The organism is Rheinheimera sp. B2H12, assembly GCF_059620065.1.
This window is the reverse complement of record NZ_CM184363.1, coordinates 2680852-2697426: the sequence shown is the minus strand read 5'-3', so window position 1 is coordinate 2697426 and position 16575 is coordinate 2680852. Positions and strand designations below refer to the sequence as shown.

Sequence of the window (16575 nt, the reverse complement as noted above, 5' to 3'; positions counted from 1 at the left end):
CAGCCGTGCCAAGTTTCCGCTGATGTGTTGATATAAAATAATTTTGTTCCGGTTTTGTTTGTCGGCCAACAGTTGCTGACTTCAGGCTGGCTGCAATTGCGCGTTGATCGCATCGCTGCAAACCATGTTGAACACCGCTGTCGCGCTGCAATCAAACCAGCAGCGATAGTACTGTTGTGGTGCTTTTGCCATCACCCGGATACTGCTGAGTCTGAATTCTAACCAGCCACTGACGACAGCCACATCTGTTGTTACCGTGATACCACAATCAACTAGCTCAGCAGCTTCGAAACCGAAATATTCACCGACAAAACTACAAATCGCTTTAAACAATGCCTCTTTTGCTGAAAATAGCAGAGTGGTCGCCTGCGCCGGACTAAAGCCTGCCGCACAGAGTATCTTGCGCTCTGTCGGTTTGTGCACGGATGCAGCTATCTGCTCGGCTTGAGCTCCATCAAGCCAAAGTTCAGTATCAATGCCGGCAAAATGGCTGGCAGAACTTGGACCTGTCAGAATTAACACGCTGGCACTGTGCTGGTGATGGGTGATAGAGCCGGAGATCCCGGCAGGCCAGGCCGGTGCGCGTAATAAACCTGTGGCAATTTGTGGCGGCTGGTTGCCAAATAAGCCGCTATGTTTGAGCAAAACCCTGCAAAGATAACGACCAGCCAGATACTCAGCTTGTCGTTTAACCACCGACTGCTGCAGTTGTACAGGATAGTCCAATTGCAACTGCGCAAAATCAGTTGGCCGGTAAGCGGTCACAGAAAAATCGCAGTAGCCCAGCAGCAGTGATTGCTCCAATGCAGTGAAGATCTGTACTTGTTGGAGGCATGGAACCGTATTGGCTATGGTTGGCAAGGCAGTGAGAAAATGAAAAGACGGGTAGGGCATGGCTGGTCGGTCCAAGGCTTAATGCTGAACAAGAAAAGTCGTTAACATAAAGTGACGAGCTGTTAAATGCAACTGTTTTGCTCAGATTGCCGGAACATGCCAGATACAGGCCGCAAGCAAACAGAACTGCTGCAGGCTCTTAATCATCGCCAGCAGCGTGTTCAACCGGGTTCCCGCCATGAGCTTTACATGCAGGTTGATAAACCAGTTACATATTTTTACTGAATTACCCATAATTCTGATACTGTGGGTCTGGTGACAGTGCCCCCCCAAAATGGGATTATTTCACAACCGTAGCCATGAAGACCAATTTGCTTACCCGAAGCAAACGCAGCGAGAGCCGCTGAAACCATAGCTTTATGGCCCTGTTTATCTCCTTTTATGTATACATGGTTGGTAAGACCGCACCCATCTGGGTTATGGGGTAAGTTTTCATTCAGTATTAAGCTGACTCCGCCTTCGTTGTGAACGAAGTATCGTTTAATTGTGACCCCAGGTCCTCCAAGATCTGTTAAATATCCGTAAGCTGATGCATAACTTGATATTGATAAGGTGAGTAAGGCGAACAGAGTTTTAGAAGCTGTATACATTAAATTGTCCTATAGTATTGTCGTTTGAATCTGAATTTTATAAAATTTCACTCCCCTTAACACTTTCATCTATGGCAGATTATTTTTTTTCGATCGTTCTGACTGCAAAGAGTATCAATACAAAAGTGAAGGCAACATATTTAAGCATATGTGTAAAATACACTGGGCTTCCATATTCGGATTTTGTTGTTCCGGAGCTGATTATGTATCCTTGTTGGTACTTATCGAAAATGATATTGGTAACAAATAGCGCTAAGGCTAAAAAAAGTATCCTGACCGGCCAAACAAATTTTTTGGAAACTTTAATTTCTATCATTATTTTCTTCCTTTATATCTTGCCAGTAACAATTATGTAGCGAGACAAGCTATTGATAGCTATCTTTTTGTTAGAGACGTTTCAAATATTCGTTTTTTATGTCTCGTTTCATTACCCATCGAAAGAGCTTTCTGGTGATGGGCACGTCGAACTCTATCTCATTTTGATACTCGCAACTTTTACAGAAAATATGAGGAATCCCCACAAATGGAGTAGGTAAAACAAATAGTTAGGCGAGATGGGAACATTCATGGCAGTTCCTGATCTGATCTTTCGCCAAAACTAAACCCACTGCGGACCATGCCATGAATGTTCAACGAATGTTTCAAGCACTGTGACAAACTTAGCTTCTGCTGACCAATATTCTGAGGTTGGTTTACTTCCGGGCACAGGACGACCTTGCTGTTTGGCTTTACCCCGCCAATTATACAAAGTTTGCACACCAATCCCTTCGTTTCTTGATACTTCTACTACGGTCATATTCGAAGGAGGCAGTAACTTATTCAAAATCTGTTGCTTACGTTCTTCACTTTAACTTGGCACCATTAAGCCTTAACGCCCCATGTGGTTAAATTTTAAGCAGCGACAACTATCCTGCACATAACAGTATTTTTTCAAAGGGAAATAACCCGTAAGACGCAAATTTTATTGCCTTCTTTCATGAGTTTTACTCAGAAGAAATTAACCTGTAACTCACTTTAAATCAATCACTTCTAAACTTGATAACCAAAGCGGAATCCGATTGACTGACCTTGTTAGCTAGTTCACCATTTTGATGAAGTTTACGTCTTCGCCATCAGACCACCTGGTGCAAGTGTTCATTCCACCTACGTGAACAGTTTTCCCTGAGGCATGAGCAGATAAGATCATTGAATATTGCAGTTTACCTATATTTGAATTTTCATCTTTTATCATCCAATAACCTATAGTTGCACAAGATGGCGAATTATTCTTTGCTCCTCCTTTTAACGCAAAATAAACTAATCCTTCAGTTGCACTTACAACAATGTAATCAACTGTTCCTGATTGAGTTCCAGCCTTTGTACTTACAGACGCAACCAACAACATTAATAAAATCAATTTTCTCATTTAATCCTCCTTTTTAGTAACTATAAGCCCAGGGATTGAACGTGTGAACATCCCGCAGACTGAGAACACTCATGGCTGGCTAACGTGTTAACCAAAGCCAATATCTGCGAAATTGCACTAAACAAACAGATCGAATTGAACAAATTCTGTAACAATGCTGCAACTGCCATCCCTAAATCCGATCCTAAACCAGATTTAAACAATTTAAAACCAATTTAAACCCTTATCCCGGCAAGTTTAAATCGTTTAAAAACACCCGTGTATCATAACTTTCGGCTTCGACTTTAAGCTTGTCGCTGCCGCTTGGGGTGACGTTTTTCACCACCATGCTATGCGCCCAGCGGTCGGTGGTGCCGAAGATATAAAAGGGTGGTTCCATCCGACCGTTGGTGGTGGCGCTAAAATCGAGGTTGCGCTCCAATATCACTTCATCATCGCCGCTGCCTTTGCTGCAATTCACCGGCCCAAACAGGCTGCCATTTGGGCGTCGGATGGCGATGACGTGCTGGGCGTTGGCTGTCCAGGTCAGTGGCTGATTCAGTTTCAGTGTTCTGCCTGCAGTAACGCTTGTGACGCGGCCTGATTGGTTGCGGATGTTATCGGCCACTGCAATCAGGCTTGAGAACTGGGCGTTATGGGCGTCCAGCTCGGTGGAGAAGTTGATAAACTTGCGCACGTATTTCATTCGGGCGCGAACCCGCATGCCAATGCGCCAGGCTTGGGTTTTGTTAGTCACCCCAAAGGCGCGGATTTTCTCGGGCTTAATCCCGGCATCGCCTGGTAGCAGGCATTTGATGGTGGCGGTTTTCCAGGTGTCCGGGTCCATATATTCCACTTCAACACCATCGGGTTTGTCGGGTTTAAAGTTGCTAAACTCAATCTTTAAACTGTCGGTCAGCATATTGTCCGGGCTAAAAAATTGCCGGTGGATGGTCTGTGGGTCTTCGCGCACCGGGTAGAGCTGGCCAAATTCCAACACTGGTTCAGCGTAGCCGGTATAAAGGATGCGCTGCAGTACATCCAGCAGCGTGCTGTCGTTATCAAAGACCGCGTTAAAGGTTTGGTTTTGCGCGGTGCATTTGTTTTTAAAGCTCTGCAGGTCGGGCAGTGATAACGTGCTGTCGCTATGGCCTGCGTCTTTGACAGCATAACCAAAAAAGTCCGCGATGGCGTTGGTGGGGCCAGCCTCAATCCAGCTGTTGTTACTCAGCCTTGGTAAAATACGGGTTGGCTTACATAGAATGCGGCTTTCGGCGCTATCGGCCAGTGCGTTATTGCCGATGATGCTCATGGCCATGGTGGTGATACCGCTGTAGCGGGTTACTGTGTTTAACCGGCTTTTCACCCGCTTGCAGACCACTTTATCTTTGACCTTGATATCATCAAAAGCCGCTGTGGTGCGGATAATCGCGACTTCATAGGTCGCCTTGGCCACGCTGATAATCACAGTTTGGCCATATTCATCCATCGAGCGGCGACTGAACTTCACCGTCTGAATGGTCCAGTCGATGGTGCCAAGTACCCTGTACATAATATTGACGTACACATCAATGGTGCTGATGGTGCCGTCATCATTAATCCGGCCCATGCCTGGGATAAAGAAGTCGACTTCAATTTTGTCGGTGGTCTCGTTCTGCGGGCAAATCAGATAGGGGCCAAGCACGCCGCTTTCTTCTGCCACACCGAGGATCCAGCAGGTCGCATCCTCCGCCAGTGGCGCTTTGTTAAATTCAATGGCACGCCCTTCGGCGTCCGCCACCAGAATGTCCCCGGCATCGACCGGGCCGCCGAACTCAACCAGCGCCGGACCGGATTTGATGACATCCACCCGGCCATTGTTGGTGGAATCCTGATCTGTGACGCCACAGATTGCCTTGACGGTGTTATTGGCTTTTTCGACCTGGCGCTCCACCTGGGTGTAGGCCACGATGTGGCCTTTGAAGATGGGCGCAGTAATTTCGTAATTGCGGATCGGGTTCATGGGCTAGTTACCTTGTATTGATGACCTTGTGTTGTTGTTTAACGTGTTCCATGGCGCTGCTAAGGCTAATGACGACGCCCTGGCTGTGCTGGTTCTGCTGGTAATCGCTGGCAAGCTTTGCCAAATCGTTGGCGCTTAAAACTGCCGGGGCGGTTTTATCAAAAGGCTGGGTCAGCACCGTTTGCTCGGGGATAGACTTTAAAAAGTCCTTCAGCCACTGCGCCTGGGTGCTGGTTTGTGCGCTGCCATCCGGGGCGGCAAAATCAAAGGTGACGTCCTGGGTCGACAGATGCGCCAGAAAGTCCGCCAGGCCATCGGTTTTGGTGAAGCGGGGCGCGGCACCGCTGTTCAGCTCTGCCACAAACTGCTGCGCATCACTGAGCGCGGCAGTAAAGGCCAATTGCTGCTTTTGCTGGTCGAGCTGGAGCTTTTCGAGCTGCAGGGCCGCCAGCTGCTCTTGAGTGGCTTTAAGCTCAACATCCTTTTGACTTAACTGCTGGCTAAATTCGCTTTGCTGCTGCTCCAGGCGCTGCCGGTATAAATCTTCCCCGACCACAGCGGCCTGACCGGCGAGGCTATCAATCTCCCAGTCCGGCAGCATGCGGTCGGCTTCTTCGGCCCCATGGCGTTCGGTGAAAAAGCTTTTTAACTTGCGAAAAATCCGCACCACGGTATGACTGGTATCGAGCGTGAGGCTGTTGATTTGGTCTTCCAGTGCAAACTCGAAGCTGACGGCCTCAGCTTCCGCAGCATTAAACTGCCACTGCATGCCACCCACGGCAGGCGGTTTGGCATCTAAAAAGCCAATATGGCCAAGCTCATAACCATTGGCGGTTTTAACCAGGCGCACGGAGCGGTTTGGATAACGGCGGTTTTCCACGGCCTGGGCGAATTCATGGTCGACATCATCAGCGCGGGCAAAGAGCTTATCGCCCTCGATTTTAAGCTCAGCAGCCCAGCCCCAGGCGGGGTCGTTCTGCTCAGGATGGCCAATGACCAGCGGGGCGGTTTTGGGCTTAAAGTTACTGACCACAGACTGCAAATCGGCTGCGGTAAATTCAGCAGATTGGCCTTTGCTATCGGTATGGGTGCCAGCTCGAAAGATTTCGAACCAATTGAATTGCGTGTTTTTGGGTTTGGTGTTGCCAGGCATAACAGGCTCCAGAGTGATGTTCTAGAGCCAGAATGCCGTTATTTAAGCGCAGGATTAGTCGGAAAGGGATTTACAGTGATTTCAGTTGCCAAGCCAAAGTCACTTCAAGTACGATGTACCTAGAAGATAGAGGTTTGTGCCAAATGACATTTAAGCATTTAAATGTGTAACTTTTGGATTTTGCTGGTGCAAAAAATCGTCCTTTTCGCATAATGAACCATAGCTAATTTTAAATATATTGTTGAAATTAGAGACGATAGCTCGGAGTAGGAATGGTTATTGACATCAAACCACCGGAAGGTATGAGAACAGTCATATTTGACAATAATCCTATAGGCTATGTAAAAGATGTTGACGATCGACAAGAAGCGGCTAAGCTAGCCAAAGAATTACTGAAGTCTAAAGGGCTTTTGCGCGACATATCAAAGGCAGAGATGATCTACAGTCAAGCTAAGTCATTTGCAAATGCATCTGCCCTTATTTATGAGAAGGATTTAAGTTCGTTACCTAGAGATTCACAAGGAATCGCTCCTTTTGTCGTAAATGCTTCTTTTAGCGCCGAAATGTATCTCAAGTGTCTTCAAGAAATTCATGGTGAAGTGACAGAGTCTCATGCTTTAACTGCTCTTTATAGGTCGCTGCCCAACAAAGTAAAAGACAGTATAAACAAAAACTGTAAACAGTTTGAAACTCAGTATGAAGTAAAGCCAGGCATTTTATTCAAAGATCATCTGAAAAATATAAATAATGCTTTCGTTAACTGGCGTTACATATATGAAAAAAGCACTGAATACGTCAGTATTCAACAAACCATCTTCATTTTACAAGTCCTACATGCAACGGCATCCATAGAACTTGATAAAAATCATAACAAAGCCTGTTAGGGTACATCGCTTCACTTAGGTTTTTCTGCCCCTGCACGCTTCGTCGGTAATAAGGAATGTTTCCATAATGTCTAGCTCAGAAAAAATAAAACAGGTTTATCACTCGTGTGCAGCTTGCGACCGAGACACATGGCATTCTATAGTCTTTACGCATGTTGAATCCGAATACGATTACCGAGCCGATATCGCGCATCAAATCGTTCAATGTTGTGGGTGCCGGACGGTCAGTTTTCGAAAAGTTATTTCAGACTATGAATCTGCCTACCCAATGGCAGATGATGAATGGGAAGTGCCGGAATATGTAACTTGCTTTCCAAGCATTCTTAAAGGTCATCGGGAGCTACAAAACATTTGGAGTCTGCCAGTAACAGTGCGTGATATCTATACACAATCGATTCAAGCCATCAAGAATGACTCGAATATTCTTGCTGGAATCGGGTTGCGGGCAACCATTGAGGCGATTTGTATTGAGCGAAGCATCGCAGGAAAAACACTAGACAAGAGAATTGACGCTCTTGCAAAAGAAGGATTGATTTCACAAAAAGACTCTGAGCGACTCCATGCAATACGCTTCATGGGGAATGATGCTGCTCATGAAATCAAGAACGCTGACCCGAAAAACTTGCTCATCGCACTGCGAATCATCGAGCATTTGTTGGTTAATATCTACATATTGGATGGAGAGGCAGATGGAAATTTAGAAACGATCATTCGCACATACGATCGGTTCACTAAACTCCTTGAAAACCACCTTGAAGACCATAAGTCTGGCGACGAGATCCCATTAGCAAAGATATTTGGGAAGGACATGAGACGGTTTCACGGTTCCTTTGCGACGCTTGAAAAGGAACTCGTTAATAAAATCACTGATGGTACTTACACTAGATTAGGTGTTGGAAAGATAGATAATTACGCTGGCTCAAAAGATAAACTCCAGCATTTCGTAGTACCTTGATTGCTAACCCATAAACTATAGCATTCGATAATTGCTGCTAATTTGACAAGTATGTTTATTTTCAGCAGCAATTGAGTTTACTTCTGTGAGTGCCAAACCTACCCCGTTTGATTACCGTTTAAAGAGTAATTTACAGGGTCAGGTCTTGCCTTTTGGCATCTAACTCAAAAGGAAAGACCTGACCCTGAGGTTTTTCAGTGGCTATCACCTTCTGAAGAAAGAGAGTGCATAACAAACGCGTGCATTTGACCTCCGCTTCGCTGCGGCAAATGACGCGGGTTTTATGAAATTAATACGCGAGGCAAAAATTGACTTTGCAAGATATATCTAAATTCATCGAAACGGTCAAAGGTTTTATGCCCTTTGTCAATTTTATAGTCGGCTCAGTTAACCTTTACTTTTTGTGGCACCTAAAAAATGAATTTAGCTTTAATTCAAATATTGATAATCACAGAAACAATATTAGAGTGATGCAAGATGAATTGCTTTCTTTACTTGGGGACTACGAAAAGAATTTTCATGAAATTGATGAAAAACTTATATTGATTGATGTAGAGCTTAGAGCCATGAAGAGAGGCTCAAGTGGAAATCTGCTTTCTGACGTTAAAAAATCTAGATCTTTAATACGTGAATATCAATATATCTGGTGGTTTATAAAATCAGAAAAAAATAAAAGTGAGAAGGCAGTTCGTGAGATACGAAAGGCTTTGCTTCCTATTCCAGCGGAAATTGAGCATGTAAAACGAAATTTGACTATCGGTGGAAAATAACATGACTTCTAAAAATGAAACTATAGAAATAATTGAAAAGTTAATCGAGCTAACACAACACAATACCATTGTTTGGAGTGGCAGAACTCCGCCTGACTATTTAAATAGCCCAAATTCTAGAGTTGATTTGGTTTATCGCGCATTCTATATGAATCAAAATTTAAGAGTGTATCAAAATCATTTCAAGTACTATTTTGATGAGTCAAATTTTACGTGGGATGAAAGTGTTGTTTTTGAAATTGTAGACTATTTAGAAAATACTCTGTTTGTCTTCCCTTATACTCCAAACTCCTATGATTTATTGAATGCTATTAGATATCAAACATCTAATGTAAGAAATTTTTATAATGATCTTTTCAATAATCAGTCATAACAAGGCGTTGCATCGGATGGTTTTCATGTGGCACAACCGCCATTTGCTGCGCAAATTTTAATTGCGGTTGCACCACATACAAACCACCGCTGAACTTGGCGTTAATGTCTGCTTCACGCTCAAAGCCACCATTAATGATATCGCATTTTTTTGGTGGCTCTTGATAAATACATGAGTTTGGTGTCGGACTGCCTTAGCCGACCCTGTTTAATTGCCGTTTAAACATAGTTTAATTTTGTTTAAACGGGTTTGAGTAAGGGCAAGGTAGCGGGTCTGGTGGTGAAGGGCTTAGAATGGATTCTGGCGCGTATTCTTAAAAAATAAAGTTACCGCTTTTTTTACTCGCTGAAACCGTCCGTGGTGTCAGCGAACCCAACTATAAGCTATGATCCAAACTTCGACGCCGACGCCGAAAAATAAGCTTGCTTTGGCGTTGGCAGTGCTGCCGGGTCGTAATGCAGGTGTACATTCATTTCTGAGCGATAGAATTTAATCTGTTGGCCATATTCCCTGGCGATGGATGTCATGATCAGATGATCCGTTGACCGGTTCAGTAAGCGCTGGAATAAGGTTTCGTGCTGGCCATTATGTTCAACGCAAAGCAGGGCGTCTGTATCTGACTCTTCCAATACATGGATCCGAATGCTATTTGCGCCCAGACGCCCTATGGCGTAACGCATCATGTGCAGCAGCAGATGATAGGCATCAGCATTGAGCTTGCCGTTTATTTGATCACAGTCACCAATTTTTACATCCAGTTCGGGGTGAATACTGAAAATACTGGTGACATGGCTTTTCAGCGCAAAATTCAGGTCATCACTTTCACGCAGCCGGGCATTCATGGCCAAAGGCGACAGCAGTTCCTGCAATTCGTGGGAAATATGAATAGCATGGTTAAACGCCAGATCGGTGTTTGCGTTCAGGTTATCTGTAATGACCACCGACATATCACAAGCGCGGCGAATTTCATCAGCATGTAACTGATAGCGTGACAACCGGACAAATTCGGCATTTGCCAGGGTTTTAGCCCGGTGCAGTGCCCAGATAAAAGCCGATAACACTGCTAACGCTGCGCCCAGGAAGGTCCAGAACCAGCTGATAGGCTTTTTCACGTCAAAGTACCAGCCATCAACAGCAAAATCAGTATCTGGGGTTAACATCACCAGATGATTGTAAATTGGGTATTCAGTACCGGCGATATAAGCGGTTCCGTCTTTTAAATAAAAATGCAGCGCAATCGACTCACCAGCCGCCAGACTAATATTTTTATCCAGCAATGGCCGTTGCTGATAAATCGCATACTGCAGTTTCGGCTCTGCAACCAATGCGCGTTCGTCCAGCATCCATACACCATGCGGATTGGTGTAATAAATGATCTGATCCGCTAACTCTGGACACTTAACTAAGCACTGTGTTTCAGTTCAAAATTCTCAGGGCTTAAATAGCCAAGTGAACTATGCCTTCTGGTTTTGTTGTAATCAACTTCTATGTACTCAAATACGGTTTGTTTCATGGTTTCCCGGTCCATGATTGGCTCGTACTGAATGGCCTCAACCTTCAGTGAATGGAAGAAGCTTTCTGCACATGCGTTGTCCCAGCAGCAGGCTTTACGGCTCATGCTTTGGATAAGCTGATGTTTTTCAATCAGATCTCGATATGCATGTGAACAATATTGACTGCCGCGGTCGCTATGAACAATCACGTTTTTAGGAAAGCCACGACGAAACAGTGCCATGGTAAGCGCATCACAAGCCAGCTGAGCCGTCATACGATTACTCATCGACCAGCCAATCACGGCGCGTGAGTACAAATCGATAATCACCGCCAGATACAGCCAGCCTTCGCTCGTCATCAGATACGTGATATCACCGACCCACTTTTGGTTCGCAACGCTGGCATCGAAGTTCTGTTCCAATAGGTTTGGCGCTACCGGAAGCTGGTGATCGCTGTCAGTGGTTGTTTTGAATTTACGTGCAGCTTTAGCCACCAAATTCTGCCTTGTCATGCTGTTTATAATCGTTTTTAGATCCGCGCATTCTCCATTTTCCGCTAGGTCGACTTGAATACGCCGAGCGCCTGAGCGCTCCTTGCTCTTTTCAAAAATAGCTTTGATTTGCTCATCACGACTGTGCTGTTTGAGCAAACGCGCACTCGGTTCTTTGCTTGATTTTCGCCAGGCATAATACCCACTTCGCGTCACGCCAAGCACCGTCGCCATTGGCTTTAGGCGAAACAGGTGCTGGTGTTCGAGCATAAATTCGAATCGTTCTATTTTTGATTCTTCGCGAAGTAGGTGGCCGCCTTTTTTAGGATGGCTAAATCCTCGGCTTGGTCAGCTAACTGGCGTTTTAACTTGGCGACTTCCGCAGCAAGCTCGGCTTCGCGTTGGCTGGTTGTCGATTTCTTCTCAATGGCAGAGCGCCAGTTATAAAGTTGTGATTCGTAGATTTTGAGCTGCCTGGCCGCTTCAGCAACACCGACACGTTCGGCTAGTTTCAGGGCTTCAGCTTTAAATTCAGCAGTGTGGGTCTTGCGGGTCTTTTTGGTTGTCATATTCACCTCGTTAAGTCATTTTACTCACTTAGCGTGGTGTCCAAAAGTATTGGATCAGATCATTCTGCTCTATGCTGTCGAATCCTCAATTTTGCAGCACGCTAGAGAAAACTCTACATGGTGGCGCGCTCATCGTGAACGTTTGTGCTTTAACCAAGAGGGATCTTTGCTTTATTTTGGCATTCGCGCATGTACAGAATATCGAAATCATAATCTCGATTTAATAGGGCAAATGTTGTCGAACGGTAAACTGCTGCAATCAGAACTGAATTACGAATTAGGCCTTATGTTGCGGTTAGCGTTTTTAGATCTAGATAATCAAATACAAGATGCTGTTATTGCAACTATCTTAGCTATTCGGGAAGAACGGATTGATGATAATCAGGAAGATAGTTGGAAATTAAAGTTACAAGCCAAAATGATTTCGGTCATCCCATGCCATTTACGGACGCCTGTAGCTCAAGCCATTTTGGATACCTATGAAAAACATCATAAAATGTTGATTCATCAACCAGATATCCGCTCGCGTGGTGGTTTTGTTATCGCCCCATTTTCATTTGAGGTATTTCTTGATACAAGCGATTCTGCAGTAACTCGTCTGCTTGCACACTATACCGATTACTCGGATTGGCAAAAATTCGGCTCTGAATTTCTGATTGGGGGCCCGAGGGAAGTAGGAATGCAACTGCAAGAAGCTGCATCCCGCAATCCCACTCGGTTTTTAACAATTTTATCAAATTATTGGACAATTATTTCCGGGCAATTTCTTGATAACATCATGGACGGTATTGTCACACATTTGCATTACCGTTTTGGCAATTTGCGCAGCAATGAACCGTGGCAACCACGAGAACAACCGGATGGTCAAATTTTAGCAGGGCTGATACTTGATGAACTTGAACAACATCAAATTCATTGGCGACATCGACGACCAATGGCCAAAGCTTTGTCTGCTTGTGCCAACGTGATTAAAAACACCAAGCAAGCTGATCGGTTAGTATTTTTAGCAATAAGTTTTTTTGGGGTGCGAGAAAAAGACAGTATCGACGATGAAGAACTTGATCTGGTTAATGTAGGTATCAATATGGCAAAAGGCCAGGTGGCAGAAGCTTTGATGATACTTATAACGAATTTCGCCAATGAAAACATCGTGCTCCCAAGCTTGTTGTTGCCGGTGTTTGTAGTGGCACACTGAATTTGGCCACCTGATTAGAGGTGTTATGCTATACCTCGTAAGCAATTAGGTGACATGATGAACAAAAAGACAAGACCTACTTTTAGCCCAGAATTTCGTCTGGAATGTGCCCAACTGGTGCTCGACCAAGGTTACTCGGTTGCTAAAGCAGCGGCAGCGATGAATGTTGGTAAATCCACCATGGATAAATGGGTTCGGCAGTTGCGTGAAGAGCGCTCAGGCATCACGCCCAAAGCCACACCGATGACGCCAGACCAACTTAAAATTCGCGAATTAGAGAAGCGAATCAAACAGATAGAGCTGGAAAAAGAAATCCTAAAAAAGGCTACAGCTCTCTTGATGTCGGACTCGCTGAACAATTCACGATAATTGCTCAGCTCAAGCAGAGTTATGCCGTGGCGCAGTTGTGCCGGGTGTTTGAAGTCCATCGCAGCAGCTTTAAGTATTGGAAAAAGCCCAAGGCGATTCAGCCAGAGCAGGTTGTTCGGCTAAGCAAAGTCCGTGAGCTGTTTGATGCCAGCAATGGCTCCGCAGGCTCTCGCAGCATTGCAACGATGGCAAGCACTCAGGGTGTTAAAATGAGCCGATACCTGGCGGCTAAATGCATGGAAAAACTAGGGTTTATCAGCTGCCAGCAACCGGCGCATTCATATAAAAAGACAGGCAGTGAACGGATTGATATCCCAAACTTGCTGGCGCGCCAGTTTGCCGTAACCAAACCAAATCAGGTGTGGTGTGGCGATGTGACCTACATCTGGACAGGCAACCGCTGGGCTTACTTAGCTGTAGTGATGGATTTATTTGCAAGAAAACCAATTGGTTGGGCCATGTCGTTCTCGCCTGACAGTGAATTAACCGGCAAGGCGCTTAGTCATGCGTTTGAATCCAGAGGTCGGCCTGAAGGAGTGATGTTCCATTCAGACCAAGGCAGCCATTACACCAGTACCAAGTTCCGGCAATTGCTGTGGCGCTTTCAAATTCGGCAAAGCATGAGTCGTCGTGGTAATTGCTGGGACAATAGCCCGATGGAGCGCTTCTTCAGAAGCTTAAAGACAGAATGGGTTCCGACCGTAGGTTACAGCTCATTTGCTCAAGCAGAACGAGAGATACTGAATTACATGCTGGGCTATTACAGCCAGCTCAGGCCACATCACTATAACGGTGGTTTGGCTCCGAATGAATCCGAGCGCAGGTACTGGCTTGGCTACAACGATGTGGCCAAAATTAGTTGACCACTACAGTTAAAGCGATTTGCGAATGATGAGCATCCTGCAATCCGCGCTTTAATGTTGCGAAGGCTACCATATTTGCAAAGCAAGATGTTTGAAGTCAGTTGGGAGCTTTTTATCCTTGCAATACAAGATGCCAAAAGGCTTTGGTTAATCGCTGAACCTTATCTTTATCAGGCTTATCGCAAACATTTCGAGCTGGTTGGACCGCAACTGCTGCGTTTATATCAGGAAGGATGTGGTGAAGAGCTGCAAACTTGGGGACGAATTTCAGCACTGACAGCAATGGATAAGCAACTCGATTTTGATAATTTTTTGTTGGAAATTAAACGATTAAACAATGAGTTTGCTTGGCTTGGTGCGGCTGATGTCTGGACGAATACCAGAAACCTTAGAAATGCTCAGGAGCAATGTTTTGTTGGTATTGCAGCTTGGTTAAGTACTACCGTTGTGACAGCTTCGGCTGTCGCTAGTCGAATGGACAACATTTTCCGAAAAAAAATTGATCCAATCGAAATTCCATTACATTTAATACAACAAGTTTTTTCTATATTTGGTAATGATACAAATAGTAGAAACAACCGACCGTACGTATTTCGACAGTGGCTCAACGCAATTTCGGTATTTAAACCAGAATATGCCGTTGTAGCGCGCTGTTTGAATTTGGATTTTTTAACGTTTGTTTTTGGATTTGATAGAAACCAACATCTTTGAATGTTTTTATATGAATTAGTCTCGACTTTCTCTGACAGTTACCTGCCTCCTTACATCTCAACCCTTTGCGTCAAAAAATCTAAAATCAAAGGACGTGCGAAATTTGGTAAACTCTCTGCCTTATAGATTCCTTGCCTCCACCTGAAACTTAAACCCTAAATCAGCGGACCGCAAAGCCGAGAGCTTTGTGGGTCCGCTGCATTTTCTTGTTATTTGTTTTCTAAACACTCTGCTATCAAGATGTAATAATATTTCTAATATTTTGGGATAGTACGAGATGGATGCATCCACCATTGATTTCAATGTTAGGTAAATTACTGTTTGGGCTGATAATGTCCGATAGTCGGATATGATATAGGGAAATCTGTCCCTGAGTATTTTTTCGTTCTAACTCAGATTTTGCATCAGGCGAAAGGTTAGCGGCTGTAATTATAATTCCAACCGATATGCTCTCCCGATCCATGTCAAGGATAAAACCTCCAAGCTGCTCTCTGGTGAAATCAGTTCTTCGAACTTTAATATTTACTGCAGCCCTTAAGACAGAAGAATCAGTGTGGCTGAGGTCGCGAAAATTAACAATTCCATCTATGCCTCCATCAGCTCGCCCTCGGCGAGGTGGTAACGCGGTCACATCAGTGAAAGGTTCAGCACCCAAAATTGTGCGAATTCGCGATTCCATAATGTCACGTTTAAATCCAGAATCTGTATCCAGAAGACTACGTATTATTGCCTCTTCAAGGACGCCCACTACTCTTCTCCAAATAGAGTGTTTTTACTTTTCAAAGATGTATCTAAGCAAAAACTCACTAGATCTTCAACTTTGTTGATTACATCTTTAGAGAAGCTGATAATTATAATAAGTTGCCAGATCATAGCTTTGAATCTAATGGTTTTTTCTGCATTTTCTGATGATTGGCTGTCAGATTTCTTTATGGATTTAATTGACTTGAGAAAGTCTAGCCTATTTATTTTTAAATGTTCCAGAAGATCCTCGTCCTTAATAATTAAAATCGATGCCGTATGAATAATCGATCGCTCAATGATAGATTTTACTGACTTCGTCCCGAAAAAATCATGTAATCTTAAAGCTTTATTATGCAAAAAATCATTTTTTTCAATAGATACTGTCAAATTTATTTTCGCTTCACTTACGAGGTTCTTGAGGCCAATTTTCTCCATTTTTGTTCTTGTTTTCATATTCCAATACCTGTTAGAAAATTATCAAGTGACTCTCTGTAATTAACATCATTTAACAGAATCGGCGAAGTTTTCGTGGGTGCATATGGCAAATGCAAAACCGTCAACAACCCCTCAATTCCACATTCCGACAATGCAGTTTTCAACTCTATGAATCCTTGCTCTATATCACCACCATAAGCCATGTTGGCAACAATGGTCATTTGAAGCTCGTTTGGAGATAGAAATGCTCCAGCAGCAAGGGCTCTTATATCTCTTGGAATTCTTTGTAATCCCACTTTATCATGCGGGTTTATAGGTGAGATAACTCTCCAGCTTGGCCGATTACCCAACAACATGTCTTCACCAACAGTGAAACTATCATCAGTATCAAGAACGGCGAAGTCAAAATTTGAAGCTCCTGGAAAACTTGTCGGAACTCGCTCTGTTTCTTTCTGCTCAATTCTATTGTGTGTTGTTGTTGCAAATTCAGGCGTATTTTGGAGTGCTTGACTCATAAGAAGTCCTCCAGCCAAGTCAATCGCCCATACCCTGTAACCCTTTTGAGCTAACAGTAATGCGATATTTGTTGCTGTTGTCGTTTTTCCAACACCACCTTTCGGAGTGTTAACAATAAGCTTTATCATCTTTATCCTTTAGATATATAACTTGCGAGGTAAGACCTACACATAACGTCCCGCGC

General features: G+C 44.2%; 17 protein-coding genes and 1 pseudogene. 7 read left to right on the top strand and 11 right to left on the bottom strand.

The features are described from left to right. Positions 1 to 81: 81 nt before the first annotated feature. From AC53GJ_RS11625 to AC53GJ_RS11600, 6 genes and pseudogenes are all read right to left on the bottom strand, one after another. Positions 82 to 894 (bottom strand): 4'-phosphopantetheinyl transferase family protein, encoded by an 813-nt coding sequence (locus AC53GJ_RS11625; protein ID WP_496727870.1) that lies wholly within the window; start codon positions 892 to 894, stop codon positions 82 to 84. A gap of 218 nt (positions 895 to 1112) precedes the next feature. Beyond that, complete coding sequence (locus AC53GJ_RS11620; protein WP_496727869.1) at positions 1113 to 1484, bottom strand: hypothetical protein; 372 nt, start codon at positions 1482 to 1484, stop codon at positions 1113 to 1115. Between the two features lie 637 nt (positions 1485 to 2121). Next, a pseudogene (locus AC53GJ_RS11615) lies at positions 2122 to 2310 on the bottom strand (transposase); the annotation flags it as partial. A gap of 249 nt (positions 2311 to 2559) precedes the next feature. Next, positions 2560 to 2889 (bottom strand): hypothetical protein, encoded by a 330-nt coding sequence (locus tag AC53GJ_RS11610; protein WP_496727868.1) that lies wholly within the window; start codon positions 2887 to 2889, stop codon positions 2560 to 2562. A 223-nt stretch (positions 2890 to 3112) separates the two neighbouring features. Then, positions 3113 to 4870 carry a host specificity factor TipJ family phage tail protein gene (locus AC53GJ_RS11605; protein ID WP_496727867.1) on the bottom strand — a complete coding sequence of 586 codons (1758 nt, stop codon included), beginning with the start codon at positions 4868 to 4870 and terminating at the stop codon, positions 3113 to 3115. A gap of 7 nt (positions 4871 to 4877) precedes the next feature. Next, positions 4878 to 6023: a hypothetical protein gene (locus AC53GJ_RS11600; protein WP_496727866.1), complete on the bottom strand. Its 1146-nt coding sequence runs from the start codon at positions 6021 to 6023 to the stop codon at positions 4878 to 4880. A gap of 272 nt (positions 6024 to 6295) precedes the next feature. Here AC53GJ_RS11600 and AC53GJ_RS11595 point away from each other — a divergent pair, with 272 nt between their 5' ends. The 4 genes from AC53GJ_RS11595 (at position 6296) to AC53GJ_RS11580 (ending at position 9005) form a co-directional block, all read left to right on the top strand. Beyond that, entirely contained in the window at positions 6296 to 6907 is a 612-nt protein-coding gene (locus tag AC53GJ_RS11595) for a hypothetical protein (RefSeq protein WP_496727865.1), read from the top strand. Positions 6908 to 6974: 67 nt separating this feature from the next. After that, positions 6975 to 7862 (top strand): DUF4145 domain-containing protein, encoded by an 888-nt coding sequence (locus tag AC53GJ_RS11590; protein WP_496727864.1) that lies wholly within the window; start codon positions 6975 to 6977, stop codon positions 7860 to 7862. Positions 7863 to 8176: 314 nt separating this feature from the next. Beyond that, complete coding sequence (locus AC53GJ_RS11585; protein ID WP_496727863.1) at positions 8177 to 8632, top strand: hypothetical protein; 456 nt, start codon at positions 8177 to 8179, stop codon at positions 8630 to 8632. Position 8633: 1 nt separating this feature from the next. Beyond that, on the top strand, positions 8634 to 9005 hold the full coding sequence (locus AC53GJ_RS11580; RefSeq protein ID WP_496727862.1) for a hypothetical protein: 372 nt from the start codon (positions 8634 to 8636) through the stop codon (positions 9003 to 9005). Between the two features lie 383 nt (positions 9006 to 9388). Here the strand turns inward: AC53GJ_RS11580 and AC53GJ_RS11575 are convergent, their stop codons facing one another. Then, the gene (locus AC53GJ_RS11575) at positions 9389 to 10348 is read right to left on the bottom strand and encodes a hypothetical protein (RefSeq protein ID WP_496727861.1); all 960 of its coding nucleotides are present in this window, start codon (positions 10346 to 10348) and stop codon (positions 9389 to 9391) included. Positions 10349 to 10407: 59 nt separating this feature from the next. Then, positions 10408 to 11558 (bottom strand): IS3 family transposase gene (locus AC53GJ_RS11570; protein ID WP_496727860.1). Its coding sequence is split into 2 segments (ribosomal slippage): positions 10408 to 11315 and positions 11315 to 11558, totalling 1152 coding nucleotides; the frame shifts between segments, so codons are not numbered across the junction. A gap of 49 nt (positions 11559 to 11607) precedes the next feature. On the opposite strand from AC53GJ_RS11570, the gene AC53GJ_RS11565 reads away from it, so the two are divergent. The 3 genes from AC53GJ_RS11565 (at position 11608) to AC53GJ_RS11555 (ending at position 14696) form a co-directional block, all read left to right on the top strand. Then, positions 11608 to 12753, top strand: coding sequence for a hypothetical protein (locus tag AC53GJ_RS11565; protein ID WP_496727859.1), 1146 nt, complete (start codon positions 11608 to 11610; stop codon positions 12751 to 12753). A 57-nt stretch (positions 12754 to 12810) separates the two neighbouring features. Next, positions 12811 to 13985 (top strand): IS3 family transposase gene (locus tag AC53GJ_RS11560; protein WP_496732760.1). Its coding sequence is split into 2 segments (ribosomal slippage): positions 12811 to 13078 and positions 13078 to 13985, totalling 1176 coding nucleotides; the frame shifts between segments, so codons are not numbered across the junction. Positions 13986 to 14072: 87 nt separating this feature from the next. Further along, the gene (locus AC53GJ_RS11555) at positions 14073 to 14696 is read left to right on the top strand and encodes a hypothetical protein (RefSeq protein ID WP_496727858.1); all 624 of its coding nucleotides are present in this window, start codon (positions 14073 to 14075) and stop codon (positions 14694 to 14696) included. Between the two features lie 235 nt (positions 14697 to 14931). Here the strand turns inward: AC53GJ_RS11555 and AC53GJ_RS11550 are convergent, their stop codons facing one another. Genes AC53GJ_RS11550 through AC53GJ_RS11540 form a run of 3 tightly spaced genes read right to left on the bottom strand, consistent with a single transcriptional unit; the run spans position 14932 to position 16519 of the window. Continuing rightward, complete coding sequence (locus AC53GJ_RS11550; RefSeq protein ID WP_496727857.1) at positions 14932 to 15444, bottom strand: restriction endonuclease; 513 nt, start codon at positions 15442 to 15444, stop codon at positions 14932 to 14934. After that, entirely contained in the window at positions 15444 to 15893 is a 450-nt protein-coding gene (locus AC53GJ_RS11545) for a hypothetical protein (RefSeq protein WP_496727856.1), read from the bottom strand. Before AC53GJ_RS11545 ends, AC53GJ_RS11550 begins: the two co-directional genes overlap by 1 nt. After that, a complete protein-coding gene (locus AC53GJ_RS11540; protein WP_496727855.1) occupies positions 15890 to 16519 on the bottom strand; it encodes a nucleotide-binding protein in 630 nt (209 codons plus the stop codon). The genes AC53GJ_RS11545 and AC53GJ_RS11540 overlap by 4 nt, the downstream gene beginning before the upstream one ends. Positions 16520 to 16575 lie beyond the last annotated feature (56 nt).

Bases quoted from the DNA above. Each gene is read 5' to 3' on its own strand.
- AC53GJ_RS11620 (WP_496727869.1), bottom strand. From the start codon at position 1,484: ATGTATACAGCTTCTAAAACTCTGTTCGCCTTACTCACCTTATCAATA.
- AC53GJ_RS11590 (WP_496727864.1), top strand. From the start codon at position 6,975: ATGTCTAGCTCAGAAAAAATAAAACAGGTTTATCACTCGTGTGCAGCT.
- AC53GJ_RS11580 (WP_496727862.1), top strand. From the start codon at position 8,634: ATGACTTCTAAAAATGAAACTATAGAAATAATTGAAAAGTTAATCGAG.
- AC53GJ_RS11545 (WP_496727856.1), bottom strand. From the start codon at position 15,893: ATGAAAACAAGAACAAAAATGGAGAAAATTGGCCTCAAGAACCTCGTA.
- AC53GJ_RS11555 (WP_496727858.1), top strand. From the start codon at position 14,073: ATGTTTGAAGTCAGTTGGGAGCTTTTTATCCTTGCAATACAAGATGCC.
- AC53GJ_RS11610 (WP_496727868.1), bottom strand. From the start codon at position 2,889: ATGAGAAAATTGATTTTATTAATGTTGTTGGTTGCGTCTGTAAGTACA.
- AC53GJ_RS11625 (WP_496727870.1), bottom strand. From the start codon at position 894: ATGCCCTACCCGTCTTTTCATTTTCTCACTGCCTTGCCAACCATAGCC.
- AC53GJ_RS11575 (WP_496727861.1), bottom strand. From the start codon at position 10,348: ATGCTGGACGAACGCGCATTGGTTGCAGAGCCGAAACTGCAGTATGCG.
- AC53GJ_RS11600 (WP_496727866.1), bottom strand. From the start codon at position 6,023: ATGCCTGGCAACACCAAACCCAAAAACACGCAATTCAATTGGTTCGAA.
- AC53GJ_RS11595 (WP_496727865.1), top strand. From the start codon at position 6,296: ATGGTTATTGACATCAAACCACCGGAAGGTATGAGAACAGTCATATTT.
- AC53GJ_RS11540 (WP_496727855.1), bottom strand. From the start codon at position 16,519: ATGATAAAGCTTATTGTTAACACTCCGAAAGGTGGTGTTGGAAAAACG.
- AC53GJ_RS11605 (WP_496727867.1), bottom strand. From the start codon at position 4,870: ATGAACCCGATCCGCAATTACGAAATTACTGCGCCCATCTTCAAAGGC.